General features: G+C 34.2%; 20 protein-coding genes, 2 other RNA genes and 2 pseudogenes. 12 read left to right on the top strand and 12 right to left on the bottom strand.

Annotation, left to right across the window (positions count from 1 at the left end; genetic code table 11):
• Positions 1-153: 153 nt before the first annotated feature.
• The 4 genes from AAGD84_RS07155 to AAGD84_RS07140 all read right to left on the bottom strand — a co-directional run bounded on the left by AAGD84_RS07155 (position 154) and on the right by AAGD84_RS07140 (position 2,785).
• A protein-coding gene (locus AAGD84_RS07155) for an IS630 family transposase (RefSeq protein ID WP_341817957.1) occupies positions 154-1,013 on the bottom strand; the annotation gives its coding sequence in 2 pieces (ribosomal slippage) (positions 154-689 and positions 689-1,013; 861 coding nt in all).
• 33 nt (positions 1,014-1,046) lie between these two features.
• Entirely contained in the window at positions 1,047-1,709 is a 663-nt protein-coding gene (locus tag AAGD84_RS07150) for a transposase (RefSeq protein WP_341817997.1), read from the bottom strand.
• Positions 1,710-1,746: 37 nt separating this feature from the next.
• Positions 1,747-1,953, bottom strand: coding sequence for a hypothetical protein (locus AAGD84_RS07145; RefSeq protein ID WP_182309225.1), 207 nt, complete (start codon positions 1,951-1,953; stop codon positions 1,747-1,749).
• A gap of 379 nt (positions 1,954-2,332) precedes the next feature.
• Complete coding sequence (locus tag AAGD84_RS07140) at positions 2,333-2,785, bottom strand: hypothetical protein (protein ID WP_015589289.1); 453 nt, start codon at positions 2,783-2,785, stop codon at positions 2,333-2,335.
• Positions 2,786-2,925: 140 nt separating this feature from the next.
• Here AAGD84_RS07140 and AAGD84_RS07135 point away from each other — a divergent pair, with 140 nt between their 5' ends.
• Positions 2,926-3,960, top strand: a complete 1,035-nt coding sequence (locus tag AAGD84_RS07135; protein ID WP_010962945.1) for an aspartate-semialdehyde dehydrogenase — start codon at positions 2,926-2,928, stop codon at positions 3,958-3,960.
• Between the two features lie 201 nt (positions 3,961-4,161).
• Here AAGD84_RS07135 and AAGD84_RS07130 read toward each other — a convergent pair.
• A protein-coding gene (locus tag AAGD84_RS07130) for an IS630 family transposase (protein ID WP_341817957.1) occupies positions 4,162-5,021 on the bottom strand; the annotation gives its coding sequence in 2 pieces (ribosomal slippage) (positions 4,162-4,697 and positions 4,697-5,021; 861 coding nt in all).
• A 703-nt stretch (positions 5,022-5,724) separates the two neighbouring features.
• Positions 5,725-6,225, bottom strand: coding sequence for a Smr/MutS family protein (locus AAGD84_RS07125; protein ID WP_341817996.1), 501 nt, complete (start codon positions 6,223-6,225; stop codon positions 5,725-5,727).
• Positions 6,226-6,317: 92 nt separating this feature from the next.
• Between AAGD84_RS07125 and rlmB the strand changes: the two genes are divergently transcribed.
• The 5 genes and pseudogenes from rlmB to AAGD84_RS07100 all read left to right on the top strand — a co-directional run.
• The gene (rlmB, locus tag AAGD84_RS07120; protein ID WP_264723168.1) at positions 6,318-7,082 is read left to right on the top strand and encodes a 23S rRNA (guanosine(2251)-2'-O)-methyltransferase RlmB; all 765 of its coding nucleotides are present in this window, start codon (positions 6,318-6,320) and stop codon (positions 7,080-7,082) included.
• Between the two features lie 79 nt (positions 7,083-7,161).
• Positions 7,162-7,884 carry a Bax inhibitor-1/YccA family protein gene (locus AAGD84_RS07115; protein WP_010962942.1) on the top strand — a complete coding sequence of 241 codons (723 nt, stop codon included), beginning with the start codon at positions 7,162-7,164 and terminating at the stop codon, positions 7,882-7,884.
• Positions 7,885-8,421 (top strand): cytochrome c oxidase assembly protein, encoded by a 537-nt coding sequence (locus tag AAGD84_RS07110; protein WP_264723167.1) that lies wholly within the window; start codon positions 7,885-7,887, stop codon positions 8,419-8,421.
• Positions 8,422-8,591: 170 nt separating this feature from the next.
• A complete protein-coding gene (locus tag AAGD84_RS07105; RefSeq protein ID WP_264723166.1) occupies positions 8,592-9,578 on the top strand; it encodes a quinone oxidoreductase family protein in 987 nt (328 codons plus the stop codon).
• A gap of 460 nt (positions 9,579-10,038) precedes the next feature.
• Positions 10,039-11,033: pseudogene (locus AAGD84_RS07100) on the top strand (IS4 family transposase); the annotation flags it as partial.
• 193 nt (positions 11,034-11,226) lie between these two features.
• On the opposite strand, the gene AAGD84_RS07095 reads toward AAGD84_RS07100, so the two are convergent.
• Positions 11,227-12,174 (bottom strand): IS110 family transposase, encoded by a 948-nt coding sequence (locus tag AAGD84_RS07095; protein ID WP_209472550.1) that lies wholly within the window; start codon positions 12,172-12,174, stop codon positions 11,227-11,229.
• 256 nt (positions 12,175-12,430) lie between these two features.
• Between AAGD84_RS07095 and AAGD84_RS07090 the strand changes: the two genes are divergently transcribed.
• Entirely contained in the window at positions 12,431-12,943 is a 513-nt protein-coding gene (locus AAGD84_RS07090; protein ID WP_246484378.1) for a hypothetical protein, read from the top strand.
• On the opposite strand, the gene AAGD84_RS07085 is transcribed toward AAGD84_RS07090, so the two are convergent.
• Both AAGD84_RS07085 and AAGD84_RS07080 read right to left on the bottom strand, forming a co-directional pair.
• Positions 12,911-14,200, bottom strand: coding sequence for a folylpolyglutamate synthase/dihydrofolate synthase family protein (locus AAGD84_RS07085; RefSeq protein ID WP_341817995.1), 1,290 nt, complete (start codon positions 14,198-14,200; stop codon positions 12,911-12,913). The two genes, AAGD84_RS07090 and AAGD84_RS07085, sit on opposite strands and share 33 nt — an antisense overlap.
• Positions 14,197-14,787, bottom strand: coding sequence for a phospholipid-binding protein MlaC (locus tag AAGD84_RS07080; protein WP_010963011.1), 591 nt, complete (start codon positions 14,785-14,787; stop codon positions 14,197-14,199). Before AAGD84_RS07080 ends, AAGD84_RS07085 begins: the two co-directional genes overlap by 4 nt.
• Positions 14,788-14,903: 116 nt before the next feature.
• On the opposite strand from AAGD84_RS07080, the gene ssrS reads away from it, so the two are divergent.
• The 3 genes from ssrS to AAGD84_RS07065 all read left to right on the top strand — a co-directional run bounded on the left by ssrS (position 14,904) and on the right by AAGD84_RS07065 (position 16,304).
• Positions 14,904-15,064: non-coding RNA, 6S RNA (gene ssrS, locus AAGD84_RS07075), on the top strand.
• A 19-nt stretch (positions 15,065-15,083) separates the two neighbouring features.
• Positions 15,084-15,545, top strand: a complete 462-nt coding sequence (locus tag AAGD84_RS07070) for a type II toxin-antitoxin system RatA family toxin (RefSeq protein WP_010963012.1) — start codon at positions 15,084-15,086, stop codon at positions 15,543-15,545.
• Between the two features lie 54 nt (positions 15,546-15,599).
• A complete protein-coding gene (locus AAGD84_RS07065) occupies positions 15,600-16,304 on the top strand; it encodes a DsbA family protein (RefSeq protein WP_038199341.1) in 705 nt (234 codons plus the stop codon).
• Positions 16,305-16,333: 29 nt separating this feature from the next.
• Here the strand turns inward: AAGD84_RS07065 and AAGD84_RS07060 are convergent, their stop codons facing one another.
• A complete protein-coding gene (locus tag AAGD84_RS07060) occupies positions 16,334-16,612 on the bottom strand; it encodes a DUF2671 domain-containing protein (RefSeq protein WP_006279425.1) in 279 nt (92 codons plus the stop codon).
• Between the two features lie 250 nt (positions 16,613-16,862).
• Between AAGD84_RS07060 and AAGD84_RS07055 the strand changes: the two genes are divergently transcribed.
• On the top strand, positions 16,863-17,510 hold the full coding sequence (locus AAGD84_RS07055) for an O-methyltransferase (protein WP_010081993.1): 648 nt from the start codon (positions 16,863-16,865) through the stop codon (positions 17,508-17,510).
• A 1-nt stretch (position 17,511) separates the two neighbouring features.
• On the opposite strand, the gene AAGD84_RS07050 is transcribed toward AAGD84_RS07055, so the two are convergent.
• The gene (locus AAGD84_RS07050; RefSeq protein WP_065094500.1) at positions 17,512-18,165 is read right to left on the bottom strand and encodes a glutathione S-transferase family protein; all 654 of its coding nucleotides are present in this window, start codon (positions 18,163-18,165) and stop codon (positions 17,512-17,514) included.
• Between the two features lie 107 nt (positions 18,166-18,272).
• Positions 18,273-18,389, bottom strand: a pseudogene (locus tag AAGD84_RS07045) (WPE palindromic element domain-containing protein); the annotation flags it as partial.
• A gap of 236 nt (positions 18,390-18,625) precedes the next feature.
• On the opposite strand from AAGD84_RS07045, the gene ffs reads away from it, so the two are divergent.
• Positions 18,626-18,715: signal recognition particle sRNA small type (gene ffs, locus AAGD84_RS07040), an RNA gene on the top strand.
• The last annotated feature ends 12 nt before the right edge of the window (positions 18,716-18,727 follow it).

Below are 18,727 nucleotides of genomic sequence, written 5' to 3'. Positions count from 1 at the left end.
TCGCGCAGTTCCATCAAAAACGTTGTAAAGGATTAATCGCTTTCGTGTTTACCAACTTAGTGCCCAATCTGGATCCCAGATACTGTCTCTGCTGTCAAACAAATTATCCAACAAAATTACAATTATAGCATTTCTCATAATAGTCCGAACAGGTCATAGGAAGGCAGAATCAACAGCACGACGAAAGGATTCGAATAGAGGAATGTTTTTCCTGGCTCTGTTTTTTATAGCAAACCAATGATGCTCAATTTTGTTGAAATCTGGAGAATAAGGCGGCAGATACAAAATTTCTGCACCAACCCCTTTAGCAAGCTCGATAATCTTATCAGACTTATGAAAAGTAGCATTGTCAAGAATGACAGTCTGTCCAGGTTCCAAGATCGGTGTCAAAAATTGCTCAAACCATCCATTAAAAACATCCATATTACAGTGGCCTTCAAAGGTTAACGGAACAACTATCTTTCTTCCACTTAAGGCTGCAACCATACTGATTCGTTGAGTTTTCTTTCCAGATTTTAAGGCATAAAACCGCTGTCCTTTCTGGCAATATCCGTAGGGGTAGTCTTCGGTGTTATCAATGCCAGACTCATCTATATACACTAAGTTTTTAGGTTCTTTTGTCGCTATAATTTTCAAAAATTCAGCACGTTTTTCTTCGTTTCTTTCCTTGTATCCATATGTCTTTTTTTGCGCGTAAATCCAATTTTTTTAAGGGCTCGATAGATCGTTTGGATACTAATGTTGTTCCAAAGTTTAGCCATTTCCGATAGAGTCTTTCCTCCGTGTTCTCTGGCAAATTTGGCAAAGGTATCCCAGTCGGTAATTTTGTGATTGTAACCCCCATTTCCAAGTTTTTTTGATTGAAAGTCTCCTGTTTCTTTTCTTCTTTGCTGCCACTCCCATAAAGTAGTTCGTCCAATCTTAAATCTTGCTGCCACTGTTTCTCTGCTTTCTCCTTCGTCTAGCGCTTCCATTGCTTTTTTTCTTAAATCATAACTATATGCTGCTGGCATTCAACCTCCTTATCATCATCTACCCTTATCCTATCACATCCAGACTTTTATGGAAAGAGCTATAAATGGTTGATTATTTTTAAGAATACCAAAAAAGACATGCATTAATTTTCGCATTAACGCAAGAACTATGACTTTTGGACATTTGCCTTTACTTGCTAGACGCTGACAAAACTTTTGAAAATGATTATTATGGTTTTTGACTACTATAGCTGGCATATAAAGAGCTTTTCGAATACGCTCAGATCCTATTTTGCATATGCAACTTCTCTTACTTACTGACGATCCCGATTGATAATGTCCTGGATTTAGACCAGCAAAAGCTGTAAATTGTTTAGCATTGTCAAAGTTATCAACTGATGGCATTTCTGCGACAACAGCAACAGCAGTAAGATATCCTATACCTTTTATAGTCTTAAGGTTTTCCACCATATTTTTTAGATGTGGATAGTTATTTATATGCTCATTAATTTCTTTTTCGAGAACAATAATTTGCTCCTCTATTGCCAAAATTACTTTAGATATAGCTTCTTTGCAACTGGAATGCATATTTTTGTTTTCCAAGCGATTTGTCTGTTGCACCTTATCATCTTTTAGCGATTGCATGCAACGGTAAAGCTCCCTCAAATGCCTCATTTCAGGTGCAATGGGCTTCCAAAGAGCAGATTTGTTGGCGATACAAAATCTAGCTATCATAGCTGCATCTGATTTATCTGTCTTATTTCTGAGCAGCTCACTTTTGCCAAAAGCTTTCTGGGTTTACTATACTGACATTATGTCCTAAATCGTGCATAAAAGTAGCCAAATCTTCTCCATACCAACTAGTTGCTTCAAGACATAAATGAGTAAGATTTGCTCCATGGCCATTGCACCAAACTACAAGTTTTGCAAAACCATCTTGATTATTTTGAAAGACTTTGTGTCGTTTTTTACTGTCCACTAACAAACATCAAATTTCTTTTTTGAAATATCCACACCCAAAATAGCATTTACTTGCATAAAATTGCCTCCAAGACTATAAATAAACTGAGAGTTTAGACTAACCTTGTAATACGGGATATAATTCCAAAAGATACTGTTCAGTCTTTAACTCTATGGGAGGGAAGCAAAATCTGGCTTAATGGCATTAGTGTCGCATCAGCTTCACCCTCCCTGTGAGGTATTTTAGCTCTAATGCCTCACATCATAAAGATACAAGTGTCACGCACTGGGATGACGAGAAAGGAGCACTGGAATTTTTGTTTCAATATTTGTACATGAGCCATGCATCTGAACAGATACAATGTTATAACTAGAGATAATTTTTAAATGATTGATATTTATGAACTACGACTTTTCTTGTTGTCCACTTGTTCAACATTACCCTTCTCAAGTTTACTATCTACTTCTTTTGTGTGTTCATCATCTATACTAGTTTCATCTTTTATCTTACTAGGGTAATCTTCCTGCGATTTTTTATATGCTTCCATGTTGTCATATATAGGGTTACTGATGATTTCTATTTTTTCAGGTGTGAAAATCCTTGCTAAAAATCTCCTTATTATTGGTATTGACCTTAAGAGATCTCTTAGCTTTGAAGATTCTTGTCTTTTGTTTAGAGACTGTTGGTCTATTTTAGAGGTTTTTACACCATACTTTTTATCATCAAAATTTATTGTAGGCTTTCTTTTATTCGAAAGAACACTTTGGGCCTTTGATCCATTGGTTCCTTCAGGCCCTTGAGGTGTAGACATTGCAGGTTTAACCTTAGTTTCATCGTATTCCTTACTCATCTTTCATTTCATTATGTAATATTACTAATATTGCATAATAATAGCTAAATTACAATTAATTGCAAGGTAAAAATATTAAAACAATTGTAAATTTTGTCAGTAAAAATATAATAGAACTTTAAAATTAGAGGTTCATCTATATGAGATACAAAATTGCTGTTATTGGAGCAACCGGAAGAGTAGGGCGTGAGGTATTAAGCACGCTTGCTGAATTTCAAGATGAGGCGATAGATTGCGTTATTGCACTTGCATCGAAAAAATCAGAAGGGAAGAAGGTGAGCTTTGGTGACAAAGAGTTAACAGTTTTATGCCTTGAGGATTATGACTTCGTTGGAACTAATGTAGCCATTTTCTGTGCTGGATCTCATGTTTCTGAAGAGTATGTACCAATTGCAACACAGGCTGGATGCATCGTGATAGATAACAGTTCCCATTTTAGAATGAAAGAGGGTGTGCCACTCATTATTCCAGAGATTAATAAAGAAAAAATTATGGAATATAAAAACCACAACATAATATCCAATCCAAACTGTACTACAATACAGATGCTGCTAGTACTACATCTATTACACCAAAAAGCAAAAATAAAGAGAATCGTTGCTTCAACTTATCAATCAACTTCTGGTGCAGGCAAAGCAGCAATGGATGAGCTCTATGACCAGACAAAAAAAATCTTTATGAACGAAGCTAAAAAACCCAAGATATTCTCTAAGCAAATAGCATTCAATTGCATTCCCCATGTAGGAGAATTCATGGAAAATGGCTCTACAGAAGAGGAATGGAAAATGCAAGAGGAGACAAAAAAAATTTTAGAGGAAGATATAAAAGTTACTGCAACTTGTGTAAGGGTACCCGTCTTTATCGGTCACGCTATGGCAGTAAATGTGGAATTTGATCAACATATCACTGAAGAACAAGCTCGTGAAGTGCTAAGTGAAGCCGAAGATAGTGGAGTTTTAGTGTACAACAGGCGTGAAGATAGTGAATACATAACTCAAATTGATGTTGTACAGGAGAATGCTGTATATGTATCGCGTATTAGAAGAGACAATACTGTTGAGCACGGATTAAATATGTGGATAGTGGCTGACAACCTGCGCAAAGGCGCAGCATTAAATATAGTGCAGATTCTTGAGATTTTGATAAGAGAGCATTTGTCAATCAAGTGCATATAGAGCGCACGTACGTTGTAATTCGAAGGAAATTGTATATCACATGGCAGCGCGTGACGCTGGAATGGCTTTGTTGCATCGCTACTTATGAAAGGCTAACTATAATTAGGATTATAAGCAACTTATTGAAAATCTTGTTTTTTTTGCAATCAATCTGATCAAATTTAAGAATAGTATAGCATTTCTCATAATAGTCCGAACAGGTCATAGGAAGGCAGAATCAACAGCACGACGAAAGGATTCGAATAGAGGAATGTTTTTCCTGGCTCTGTTTTTTATAGCAAACCAATGATGCTCAATTTTGTTGAAATCTGGAGAATAAGGCGGCAGATACAAAATTTCTGCACCAACCCCTTTAGCAAGCTCGATAATCTTATCAGACTTATGAAAAGTAGCATTGTCAAGAATGACAGTCTGTCCAGGTTCCAAGATCGGTGTCAAAAATTGCTCAAACCATCCATTAAAAACATCCATATTACAGTGGCCTTCAAAGGTTAACGGAACAACTATCTTTCTTCCACTTAAGGCTGCAACCATACTGATTCGTTGAGTTTTCTTTCCAGATTTTAAGGCATAAAACCGCTGTCCTTTCTGGCAATATCCGTAGGGGTAGTCTTCGGTGTTATCAATGCCAGACTCATCTATATACACTAAGTTTTTAGGTTCTTTTGTCGCTATAATTTTCAAAAATTCAGCACGTTTTTCTTCGTTTCTTTCCTTGTATCCATATGTCTTTTTTTGCGCGTAAATCCAATTTTTTTAAGGGCTCGATAGATCGTTTGGATACTAATGTTGTTCCAAAGTTTAGCCATTTCCGATAGAGTCTTTCCTCCGTGTTCTCTGGCAAATTTGGCAAAGGTATCCCAGTCGGTAATTTTGTGATTGTAACCCCCATTTCCAAGTTTTTTTGATTGAAAGTCTCCTGTTTCTTTTCTTCTTTGCTGCCACTCCCATAAAGTAGTTCGTCCAATCTTAAATCTTGCTGCCACTGTTTCTCTGCTTTCTCCTTCGTCTAGCGCTTCCATTGCTTTTTTTCTTAAATCATAACTATATGCTGCTGGCATTCAACCTCCTTATCATCATCTACCCTTATCCTATCACATCCAGACTTTTATGGAAAGAGCTATAACTTGTTATTTATATTAATAAATTTAATTCTATTGAAAATAGCTAAAGCATTGAAATTCTTGAATTTTAGCCGGATTAGTGAGTGGTAGTGAAATTTCTTTTACTCAAATTTAGGTATTCACTGACCGTTCTTGTTATAAATACCAGAATAATAAGCTACTGATATTCTCCACCTTTTTTATCTTTAATCCATCATAGCTAGCGATGCAACAAAGCCGGCTGGATTCCAGTGTCAAGCACTGGAATGACACCATTTGCTGTGCAGTTTACCTTCAAAAATGAATGTTCGTACAGCTATGGAATAAATCGCGGTATGACGGTTCGCAGCGGTATAGTAACTCGTCACCCCGCTACTTGTTAGCGGCTGAGATACCGCGGCGGTATGACGTAGAAGCTATACTTTTATACTCACCAACTCAGTATCCAATCTGGATCCAAGTAGTCAAGCTATTCGGATGACACCCTCATAAAGTGAAATGAGATCCCGCTAACACGTAGCGGGATGACGGGAAAAGAGGTACTGGGAGACATCCTTCCTGGTAGACCCAAATCACAATGTTCGCACAGTTGTGCGTCACGCGCTGCCGAACACTGTATGGTTATACAAGAAAAATTAAGGCTTAAAAGGAATTTTAAGTATCAGGACTCAAGGTTTTTATTCCTTCTTAATAAAACATAAAAAGCCCCTTTACCACCATGTTTTTTCTTAGCTTGTTGGTAGTATAGAACCATATGCTGGATTTTAGTGTCATTTAACCATTTATTTAAGTTACTCTTTATAGTTTCTGTTTTGTTTGTTGCACTGCCGTATCCCGTAATTACCAATAAACATCTATTTCCTGCTCGATAATTTTTGATAATAAAATCTATCAATTTACAGTAAGCATCCTCTATATTATAGCCATGCAAATCGAGCTTATCGCTTATAAAATATTTACCCCTATCAACTTTTGATTTTGTGTTTTGGTCAAGACAAAATGATGAGTTACTATTATTGGTATTAAGAAAATTCCCTTGTAAGTCGGAGGTACCTTTATCAACCATAGACTTTATATTTACTTTATGATCAACTTTCAAAGTAACTTTTCCACATTCTATTGGCTTAACATTTTTTTGCCAATCCAACTCATCGTCCGACATAAACGCATTAATCGAATTGTATAATTTTACAACAATATCCAAACATAGTAAAATGTTGCTTATTCTATAAAAACCCGATTTTCAATAATACGATGAAATCGTCAAAAACTAATGAGAATTTTTGGCTGTATGGAAAGCACACCTGCATGTCAGCACTGAAGAATAAAAATAGGCGGTGTATAGAACTGTTAGCAACAGAAAATTTCTATAGAGAGCACAAAAAAGAAATTAGGCAATGTGTAGACAGTAAGGGCATTAAAGTTCGATTAGTAGAAAGCAAAATACTTAATGACGTTTTACCCAAAGGTGCTAACCATCAGGGAATTGCTTTAAATGTTGCCCCTATTCTTTATAACTTAAGCATTGAAGAAATAGCTGAAAGCTCGAACGATAGCTCTACTATAGTCATTTTAGATCAAGTCACTGACACGCACAATATTGGGTCGATTTTAAGAACTTCAGCTTGTTTTAATGTCGACGCATTGGTTTTACCACATAACCATTCACCAAGTGAAAATGCATCTATTGCAAAAGCAGCAAGTGGAGCATTGGATATTGTCCCACTAATATACGTTACAAATATAGTAAAAACTATGCAGTATTTAAAAAAGGTCGGTTACTGGTGTTATGGGTTTGATTGCAATACTAAAGAAAATATAGATGAAATAAAGAGTTTTGAGAAAAAAAGAGTAATTATTTTTGGTTCTGAAGAGAAAGGAATGCGGAGGTTAGTTAAAGAAAATTGTGATTATCTTTTAAAGATCCCAATATCAAACGTAATTGACAGCTTAAATGTTTCAAATGCAGCAGCAATAGGCCTATATTCTATTTATATTAAAACAAATGCCAGCGCATAGCTGTTTATAATAAAAACACTTGATAAAAATGTGGTTTTATATTATAATGTGTTAAATAATGGACAAAAGGAGTTATATTATGTCTTATATGAGAAATGAACAGGATATTCGCTCTCAAGGCGTTTACTATAGCGCTGGGCTTAGAAGTTACCTAACTAAAGTATACAATTACATGGCTTTAGCTTTGGGCGTCACAGGGCTTGTTGCATTTTTAACAGTATTTTCTGGTCTTTTTCAAGTAATTTATTCTAATCCCGTTCTATCGCTTGTGGTAATGTTATCTCCGGTTGCATTGGTGTTCTACATGTCTTATAGAATTCAACACCTAAGTGCTCAGTCTGCCGTTACTATATTTTTCTCGTTCTCAGTGTTAATGGGGCTTTCCTTATCTTATGTTTTTATAGTTTATACTGCAGAAAATATAGCAAGGGCGTTTTTCATTACATCAATCATGTTTGGCTCTATGGCTTTATATGGCAATACTACAAAAAGAGATCTTACAAGTATGGGCTCTTTCTTGATTATGGGAGTTTGGGGGTTAATCATTGCGTCTATAGTAAATTTATTTCTTGGAAGTAGTCCTCTCCACTTTGCAATATCGTTCATATCAGTAATAGTCTTTACCTTAATGACTGCGTATGATGCTCAAAGAATCAAAGACGTTTATTATAAACATAATGACGGATCAGAAGTTGCTACTACTAAATTGGCAATACTCGGTGCAACTAATCTTTATTTTGACTTTATTAATATATTTCTCAATCTACTCAGGTTACTTAACTTGTTCAACAATAGGGATTAGATGTTTTCCTTTTTAAGGAAAGGCAGTAAGAATTCTATAGTTTTCTTTTTAGTATCTTTAGTTGTGTTGATGTTATGTCTTGCATATGCATCGGTACCGTTATATAGCATTTTTTGTAAAGCTACTGGATATGGTGGCACAACAAGAAAAGTAACTAATGCAACAATAAGTGCAATTGACCAAAAAATCAGGGTCCACTTCAATGCTGATATAATGTCCGATCTACCTTGGGAATTTAAATCAGAAACTAACTACGTTGATGTAAACATAGGAGAACAAAGTTTAGCGTTTTATTACGCAAAAAATCTATCTGATCAGCCTTCATTTGGAATGGCGGTGTATAACGTTACGCCTTTCAAAGCAGGTAAGTATTTCAATAAAATTGCATGCTTTTGTTTTGAAGAACAAATGTTGCTACCAAAACAAAAAGCAGCTATGCCCGTATCTTTTTATATAGATCCTGAGATAATGCTTGATAGTAATACAAAAGATTTAAGTGAAATAACGCTATCATACACGTTTTTTAAGCTTAAGTAACAGAATGTTTGCAAACCGTGTCATTTCAGTAATCAATAGGGTGTCATCCGAGTAGCTGACACTGGAATGACAGGAGGTAACGCAAGAAGTCTATTGATTGTGAAAACAATAACTTTGCAAAATATTAATTGTTAGATAACATAATCAAAGTTTTTGTCTTAATATTCATCATGGTTAGAGCTATACAAATTAAAAAAACTGGGGGACCAGAAGTATTAGAATTTGTAGATAAGAGCATAGGTGAGCCAAAAGGCGAGGAAGTCTTAGTGCGTCACACAACTATCGGCTTAAATCGTTATGATTTAGAGCACAGAAAAGGTACACGCAAAATTAAAAATTTACCATCAGTGCTTGGAGTGGAAGCAGTTGGGGTTATTGAAAAACTTGGTAAAAAAATCAGTGATGGATTCAAAGTTGGAGACAGAGTTGGATATTGCACAGCTCCTCCAGGGGCATATTGTGAAAAGCGCATTATACACCAGAAATATCTGATAAAAATTCCAGATGACATATCTGATGAAGTTGCTGCTGCAGTGCTGTTTAAAGGTATGACAGCTCACTATTTAGTTAATCAATCTTATAAAATCAGGCCTGGTGCTTTCGTGCTAGTTCATGGAGCTAATGGTGGCTTAGGGCAAATAATATGTCAATGGGCAAAGGATAAAAAAGGTGTAGTGATAGGTTCTGTAAGCTCTGATGAAAAAATGAAGATAGCTTTACAAAGTGGCTGCACATACGCAATAAACTACAATGATAAAGACTTCATTTCTAAAATTATGGAGATTACGCAAAACAGAGGAGTAGGTGCAGTGTATGACCCCATAGGTTACGCTACAAGTAAGCTCTCTTTTGAATCTTTAGGCAGGTTCGGCATATACGTTTCCTATGGGCAGATATCAGGTAACGCTCCTATTAGTTTTTCTTTACTTAGTTCACGTTCGTTATTTGCAACTGGAACCTCAATATACCATTATAAGCATGATAGATTCACATTAGTGCTTACCACAATGGAAATCTTCGAGATGATAAGAAAAAAACTTTTAACTGTACGGATCAATAAAAAATATAAACTTGATGAAATAATTCAAGCCCATCACGATATGGAAAATAGAAAAACGAGTGGGTTAAATATTATTAAAATCTCTCAAATAAATTAATAGTTAAAATTAACCATTCATTAAATTATATCAACTAGAATTTCACATATTTAATTCTCCTTTTGGGGGAATTAAAAGCATATAGCTAAACTGACTTAGGCTTACCGACGATTTGAAAAACCATCATTTCGCTACTCGTTAGCGGAATCTATGCTGAGATACCGCGAATAGACTTCTTGCATAACCCAAATTAAGTAGAAAGAGGTATCATCCGAGTAGCTGACACTGGTTCCTTTATGACGGTAGTAGCCCCCCTTCTCCTGTCATTCCAGTGCTCTCTTCTTGTCATCCCAGTGCCCAAACACTGGGATCCAGTTTCACCTTATGATGGTGTCATGAAAGTAGCTGACACTGGTTTCCATCCAAGACGGTGTCATTCCTTACTATTACCCACAAATATAAATGTACTTATAAATAAAGTATTACAATATTAAAGTTTGCAAATATTGAGGGTATAAAAATGGCAAACGAGAGTAATGAATGGGCTAAAAATGAATTTGGAGATGCTGTACTTGGAGATAAAAGATTAACTGACCGATTAGTAAAGATTGCTGATAGTTTGATAAGTTTACCTGAAAGCTCAATTAATGAGGCATGCGGAAGTTGGTCAGAAGCAAAAGCAGCATACCGTTTTTTTCAAAATGAGAATGTAAAAGAAAGTGATATTTTAGCTACACATATTAATAAGACGGTTGAGAGAACAAAAGCTCACAAGAGGGTTCTTGTCATTCAAGATACCAGTTACATTGTATATAATAACCATAAAAAAACAAGCGGATTAGCAAATTTGTCCAGTTATGATACTGCAAAAGGTATTATAATGCATACAGCTCTTGCCGTTAGTATAGAAGGTTTGGTACTAGGGATACTAGATCAAAAAGTTTATTCAAGACCTGAAGAAACTGAGAACCTTAAAAAAAAGAGCGATCGCATTGAAGATAAAGAAAGCGTAAAGTGGTTGGAAACTTTAAGAAAAACAAATAATATTATTGATCCAACTCAAACTGAGACTATAACTGTATGCGATAGAGAAGCAGATATATATGACTTTTTTGAGCTTACACATAATCTTAATTCGGCAGTGCTAGTTAGAGCATGCAGAGATAGAGCAGTAAATAGAAAATCTCGATATCCTGAAAAAGGTGAGCAGAAGTTATGGGCATTTATTAAATCCTCTCATTGTGCAGGTACGGTAGAAGTTGAAGTTCCTGTAAAGATAATAAGCCAAAAAGAACAGCACGTTTGGAAGTTAGATTTGGAAAGTTTATGATGAATCCATCTAAGAATAATATTAGGCATAAGACGGAAGAACTACCTAAATTACCACTTTATGCAGTTTATGTTGTTGAGAAAACTTCCCTTCCCTTAAAAAAACCGCTAGAATGGATGCTATTAACGAATCTTTCAGTTAATACTTTCGATGAAGCTGTTGAAAAAATTAGTTGGTATCAACTATGTTTTTTAAAAATTTTTTTATTTGTGTAATTTTGCAAATTATATGGGCAATAAAAACCCGTTTGTCATAGAAATAGAATTTTATATCAAACAGCTACCACAGCAATTTCTGCTTAAGCTAATGAATATGTGCTTTAAGTCTGTGTGGACGCACATATTCATTAGCCAATTTCAGTTACCGTTGTGAAGATTTTTAAGTATGCAAATTAATTGCTTCTTTAAGTCTTGTATTAGCAATTACTATAATTTTACGCATTAGGGCTGTTATAGCCACCATCTTCTTCTTACCACTTTCAACAAGCTTAGAATAAAAGGCGCCAAGTATAGATTTTGACCTTGTAGCAGCCATAGCGGCTGTAAAGAGCTTTGAACGAACGTTACTTCTACCACCTGTAATCCTTCGGTAACCAACAGCTTTACCACTTTCTTTTGGATGCGGTGCAACTCCGGCAAGACTTGCTACTTCTTTTCTATTTAAGTAACCAAGCTCTGGCATTAAACACAAAAAATCTTGTGATAACTTTTTACCTATTCCAGGAACTGTTTTAAGAATTTTTTGGCGTTGTTGTAATTCGCGGCTTTCATCAATAATCTTTTGTATAGTATCATTGAGTTCGTTTATTTGACTATCGAAAAACTCAATGGTCTTTTGACAGCTTTCTTTTATATGATCATTTTCCGGTGCTTCAAGTCTGCATTTTTCTTGAGTTCTCATTTGCGTAATATCATCACGACGTTGACAAAGTGCAGCCAAAGTTGATTGTTCTGTAGAGGTAGGTACAAATAGAGAGATAGTTCTATGGCGTTCAAATCCATATTGAGCAAGAGCTCTTGCATCTGATCTATCAGACTTTGCTAAAGTTCCGTGAGATAAAATAAAGCTTTTTACTTTACGAGTATTAGCTCGATGCACGGCAATATTTTTGTCGGTAAGAAAATGTGATAAGCCAAGCTCATATTTCCCTGTATTTTCTAAAGTCACTAAAGCATTAGGTAGAATATCTGAAAACTCTTGAAATAATTGTTGCCAACCAGAAGCATTATTATCAAATTCGACAGCATTCTTCTGTTTGTGAATTGCAACGACATTTTTAAATTTTCCGATGTCAATGCCAATAAAATTTTGATAAGATGTAACCATAATAAACCTCGATAGTTTTAGTTAATTTAAGATTGTAAACGGGTGCATATATATGTCCCAAGCAACTATTCAAACGTATCGAGAGATAGGGCTAGCGTACCTTGATACCAACGGTTGTAATACCAATTTCCTTTCGGTCGCGCACGCCCGCTATTCCTAGTGAGCAGGGTTATCTTTCTCTCTTATCTCTTTTATATCACGTTTTTAACTTACAATTTCTTCTAATGTACCAATAGCAGTAGGTTTTCTTGCTCCCTTGTTAGCAGGATCTATTTTGAGTCTAGCTGTTAAGAGCATTTATACTAGAAATGGGAAAGAGTTTAATCATCAGACTAATATTTTATTATTGTTTAACTTTGACCAAGAATGCGAAAATTTTTCAAAGAGTGATAGGACTAAATTAAAGTGGCTAAAAAATTCAGTTATTTTGAGCAACACAATCTGTACATCTTTAATGTTTTTCGGTGTGGGATTAGATTTAGTTGCCAACGGCTTTGGTATAACTAACTCTATGATGTTATCCGGCTTATTACTTTCATTACCATTCACGCTTTTAATTGTTACTTCACCTATTTTAAATGCTGCAAGTAATTATATTCTCAAAAAGACAGCTATAAATTCAATTGAGGAGCAATTTAAAGGTGATGATCAGTTTATAGAAGTCGATAACGAAAAGCCAAGCAGTACTATGAGCAATCAAAGTTATTTCCCCATCGGTCAGTTAATATCATCAAAGTTAGCTATTCTCCATAGCGAAGTCTCTAGCTAGGAACAATGAGCCACAGATTAGTATGGTTTTGACGTTTTGGGTAGAGGCTTTTAATATGTGATTTGATATTGCATCGCCAATTGATTCACATTCAACTGCTTTTATTCCTATGTTATTGGCTTTTTCCCTAATCAAATTTGTATTTGTTGCTTTAGGTTCATACTTAACACAAACCGCACATAGTAGCTTGATATATGGCTTTAAGTGCTCTAAGAACTCTTCCACATTTCTGTTACTAGTAACACCAAAAACCATATAAATACCTTCAGCAAAATTATCTTTTACCCACTGAGATAGTACTCTAGCACCATCATTATTGTGTGCACCATCTAAAAATAATTGCCAATCTTTCGGTAGTAGGAAAATTAAATTACCTTCTTTTATAGACTCTAGCCGTGCAGGCCAATAAGTGCACTGTAAACCTGAAGTGATATCCTCTTCTCCAATATCAAATTCATACTTTCCACTTAAAATACTACATGCTGCAATAGCATTGCCTGCATTAATCACCTGATGATCACCCTTTAAAGATGGCAAAGGAAATTCTATTGATTGAATAGCTGATTGAAAAACCATTTTGTTGTTCTTTTTTTTGCAATTCCATTCAAGACCTCCTCTATACAAGGGAGATTTCTTATTTATTGCGTGGTGTTCTAGCGTGTTCACTATAGATTTTTCTTGCGGTGCTATTACGCAAGGAACATTAGGTTTCATTATTCCAGCCTTTTCACCTGCTATAATTTCTACAGTAGGGCCAAGATATTCCGTATGATCAAGTGCAATGGAAGTAATTATTGTTAAAATCGGATTATCTATAACATTTGTTGCATCAAGCCTTCCACCCATACCCACTTCAACTAAAGTTATATCGGCTTTATGACGAGAAAAAGCTAAAAAAGCTGCAATAGTTGCAGCTTCAAACAGAGTGATAGGTTGTTCTGCAATTACTGCACGACATTCTTCTAATAAGCTATATAATTCATTATCGTCGATATAGCTGCCGGCTATCACTATCCTCTCATTAAAACTCACTAAATGTGGAGAAGTGTATGCGTGTACCTTATACCCTGCTGCTTGCATTATATATCTTATAAATGCTAGTGTTGAGCCTTTCCCATTAGTTCCAGCTATATGAATTACGGGAGGCACTTTTTTCTCGGGGTTATCTAGTTTGCTAAGAAAGCCTTTTATGCGATCAAGAGAAAAATCATTCGGCCTGCTACCAAGTGGCTTAGGCCAATGAGGCATATATATCATGGATTGTTATTGCATTTTAATTCAGCTATAACGCTTGCTATGCCATGCGTGTCGATTTTTTCACTAAATTGATAACGTTGATTAATAGCAATACTTATTCCACTCATTACAACATCACTTATCAAGAAAGAACTGTTATTTTTAGTAACTTTAAAATCAATATTTGTAAATTCTTCATCACCGTAAGAAAATCTTGTACCAATTAAGCAAGTTTCATCGTCAACTGCTTTTGTACTCATTATGATCATTTCACTATCATGCATGTATTTATATAAAATTTTAACGCACAAACGCGTAAGATACACTTCATACTCTCTTAAAAAATCTTCTTTTTCTTTTTGTTTAACTAAAGCCCAATGTTTTCCTATGACGAATTGCGATATTCCTTTGAGGTTAACATTGTTTTGAATGACCTCCTGAAGCTTTTTTTGCACACATTCCCGGTTTTTTTTATTCTCCTTTGTAGATATACCATCCACTTGTTGCTTCATAGTATGCACAAAAATTTTGTGATCTGTACAATTAGTGTAAGCACTTGAAGAAATTACAATAAAAACAATGATAGTTAAAACTTTAGTAATGTTCATAAGATATATTTATTAGCTATGATACTTAGAATGCAAAGTTTAATAAAGATTAAATAATAATCGCTAGCTTTAATATATCTATAGACACACCTTGTATAAATCATCTACAATTAATTAAGGGTCTGTTCTATGCGTTATGAGTTAAGTTAAATTTCCCGAGCGATAATTTCTAGTCAAGGGAATTGCCTCTGTTAATTTCGTTGAAATTGATACGCGATGCCCACCTTAACTTTAGTCTCAGGAATCTACTAAGGCTGACGGTAGATACGGATCCTATTTTGATTGGTTTAACATTTATGCTTCATCAATACAAAGAACAGGGTGTTTTCCTATGTTTGCCTAATGAAGTATTCCAAATTGTAATTGATGTTGAAAGGTATCCTGATTTTGTTCCTTGGTGCAAAGCCGTTTATATAAAAGAAAAAATTAACAACCAAATGGTTGTGGATCTCCTCGCAGCTTTTCATGGAATTAAAGGTAGATATACATCAGAAGTTACTTCTCTTTCTCCAAGTGGAACAAATGAAGGTTGGATAAAAGCTGTATCATCAAATGGAATATTTAAACATCTATACAATGAATGGCAATTCATTCCCATAGATGAAAATAAAACTATGGTAAAGTTTTATATAGAGTTTAAGTTTAAGTCCAACTCATTTTCCACTTTATTAAACTCAGTATATAAGTATACACAAAGTAAAATAATTGCTGCATTTAAAGATAGGGCTGAAAGCCTTGCTAAACAAAAGTTATCTTGACATTATTAATATAAATGTATAATTTTTTTTAGTAAGTTAAGTGTTTATATTGTAATGATTTTTAGACTATTGTTTTTATTAATTTTCATAAGTGTTAATTCTTATGCAGTTGTTAAGCAAGATTTATCCGATAACCAATACATTCAAAAAAAACCCAATGAAATAACATCAAATGAGCTATTATCGCCATTACCTAATGATAAATTATTAGGAGATCCAAAAGCACCAATTCTAATGATAGAATATGCTTCATTAACTTGTTATCACTGCTCTCTTTTTCATAGGAATGTTTTTCCTAAAATTAAAGAGAAATATATAGACACAGGTAAGATGTTATATATATTTCGTCATTTTCCTTTGGATTACAGAGGGCTAAAGGCTGCAATGCTAAGTCATTGCTACGAAAAACAAGAAGACTACTTTAATTTTAACAAAGCTGTTTTTAACTCAATAGATTCGTGGAATTACTACAATTTAAGTGATTTGACTTTACTACAAAGAATTGCTGCACTAAGCAACTTAAAGCAAGATGCATTTAACCAATGCATTAATGATAAGAAAATAATGGATAAAATCGTAAATGATAAATCACTGGCAATTAATAAACTTGGTATCACAGCCACTCCAATATTTTTCATCAAGCTTAACGATGATAAATCATATATAGAGCATAATAAAGTTAAACATGGAGGGTATAAAGAGCTGAAATATTTCACTAATGTGATAGATAAATTATATGGAAAAGCTATAGTGAAGTAATACCACTGTAGCTTACCATATAAAAGACTCTATGCTGAGTCATTGTTTTTCACTACTGTTTGTTGTTTTTTACGCTCAAACTCTCTTTTTTTACTGTGCCAAGTGTAGTAATACATAGCGATTTTATTCTCTATTAATACTATTGTCCCATCATAAAACTGAACCATATCCATAACTTTTCTCTGAGCTTCATCAAAACGTTCTTTATACTTTTCACGATAAGCTGGATTATGTAGTAACATAACCCCTTCATTCTTGTTAGATTTTTTGTTTAACGTTTCAACTTCACCAGCAATAGTATAAGACATATAACCCCCTCTAATTGATTATAAAAATTATATTTTAAAAAGAGAAATGCGCATAAACAATCCCTTTAATTCTAGCATAATAATCGACTGTTTATTATACTAGTTAACTATAGTACGATATATAATAATTTTTGTCACTTAAAATTTTATACTATGAAATAATAACTTAAAATAAATGTTTTTATTATTTTAAACTATATTATTATATTTATAAATTGTGTATGAATTAAGTCTCCCTAATTTATAATATATGCGTAATAATTTTAGTATAAAATTGTCATACATAAGAAATCTATTTGCAAAAGAATATAAAAAAATAGAAGAATATTGTATTCTTGAAAAAAAGCAACATATTCAAATTGGCCCTGAAGAAGGAAAGCTATTAAGTTTATTTATAAAAATCCAAAAAATCAAAAGTATTGTTGAGATTGGCACGTTATACGGTTACTCGTCGATTTGCATGGCAAAAGCTCTACTAAAAGACGGTCATATATATACAATAGAAAATAATCCTCAACACTCAAGAATAGCAAAAAAAAATTTTAGTGCTTTTAATCTAAGTGATAAAATTACTCTAATAGAAGGCGATGCACTGGAAAAAATTAATGAATTATCAGCAAAAGCACCATTTGACATGATATTTATTGATGCTGACAAAAGTAGTTATCCTAAGTATTTAGATTGGGCAGAGTCATACATTAAACAAGATGGGCTAATCGTTGCAGATAACACTCTATTGTTTAACACAGTATTTTTAGAATCGCCTCCAAAAGAAGTATCAGAAAAATCATGGCATGCCATGAGGGAGTTTAATAATAGATTATCAGATGAAAAAAAATATTTCTCTATATTGATTCCAACTGATGAAGGAATGACTGTAGCTTTAAAGCTAACATAAGTTAAAAATCAAGGTCAGCATAATGTTTAGGAGGGATTAAACCAGAAATCCTCTCTAATAATATCTCACGAAAACAAGGCTTTGATTTAACAATGGAGTACCATTCTTTTAAAATTTTACTTTTTTCCCATGGAAAACTACTTACATAATCCATTACGGAAATATGCGATGCTAAAGTAATATCAGCTAAAGTGAACTTATCAGTTGCAAGCCAAACGTTCTTGTTAATTAAGTGTTCGATGTATTCCATATGGCAAGGTAGGTTATGCTGAGCTGCATGAAGAAATCTAGAGTCAGGGCTGCGGTTAGTAATTACTTTTTCATTCATAATATACTTAGTAACTTCATTGTAAAATTTGTTATCGAACCAATTGATTAGAGCGCGTATTTTAGACTTAATAATAGTGGATGAACCAAGTAATTTGACGTCGCTATTGTAAGTCTCTTCTATATATTCACAAATGGCATTACTATCCGCTATTACAAAGTTATTATCTATTAACACTGGTACTTGCCCAGTTGGATTGATCTCCATAAATTCATTCCGCTTTTCCCACGGATTTTCATACACTAGATCACAGCCTAATTTTTTTTCTTTTAGAAAAGCTCTAACTTTTCGTGAAAATGGACAAAGAGGAAAATGATATAAAATCATAATGTTCCTCTTTTGTTATACCAATATCCTTTTTTTGTTACTCTATGGCTTGACCTACAACTGTACGAACTTTCTTTGTAGTCCACAGAAGTTTGCGTAGCAGGTAGTGTCATGCAAGTAGCTGACACTGGAATCCAGTTCTTGTTATACAATTGCCTAGTGCGCTCATTTACAGTTAAGTTTTCTGGATCCAAGTAGTCAAGCACTGGGATGACATCCTTTTCGGTAAAAATTGCTCTTATATCACAACATTCATACAGCTGTATGCCTAGGCACTGGGATGACATAAATAAGCGCTGAAATGACATAAATAAACATTGGAGTGACAATCTTGTAGTGACTTGCATGACAACTAACTTTTTGTTTACTTCAAAATAGCACTGTAAAAAATTTAACATATCAAATTATAGAGCTAATATAGGATATACCTTGCTAAATAAAAAAAAAAGTATAATATTTTATAAGGTATGCAGGCAAAAACTCTGTAATTTGGTCAGATCAGAAATGAAGCAGCCATATCAGAACCTTTTTGGGTTGCATACCTATTTCATTATTTGTTTTA

This window comes from Wolbachia endosymbiont (group A) of Andrena fulva (genome assembly GCF_964026815.1).
In the GTDB taxonomy this organism is placed as follows: domain Bacteria; phylum Pseudomonadota; class Alphaproteobacteria; order Rickettsiales; family Anaplasmataceae; genus Wolbachia; species Wolbachia pipientis.
The sequence above is the reverse complement of the archived record's forward strand: the minus strand, read 5'-3'. Positions and strand labels throughout refer to the sequence as shown.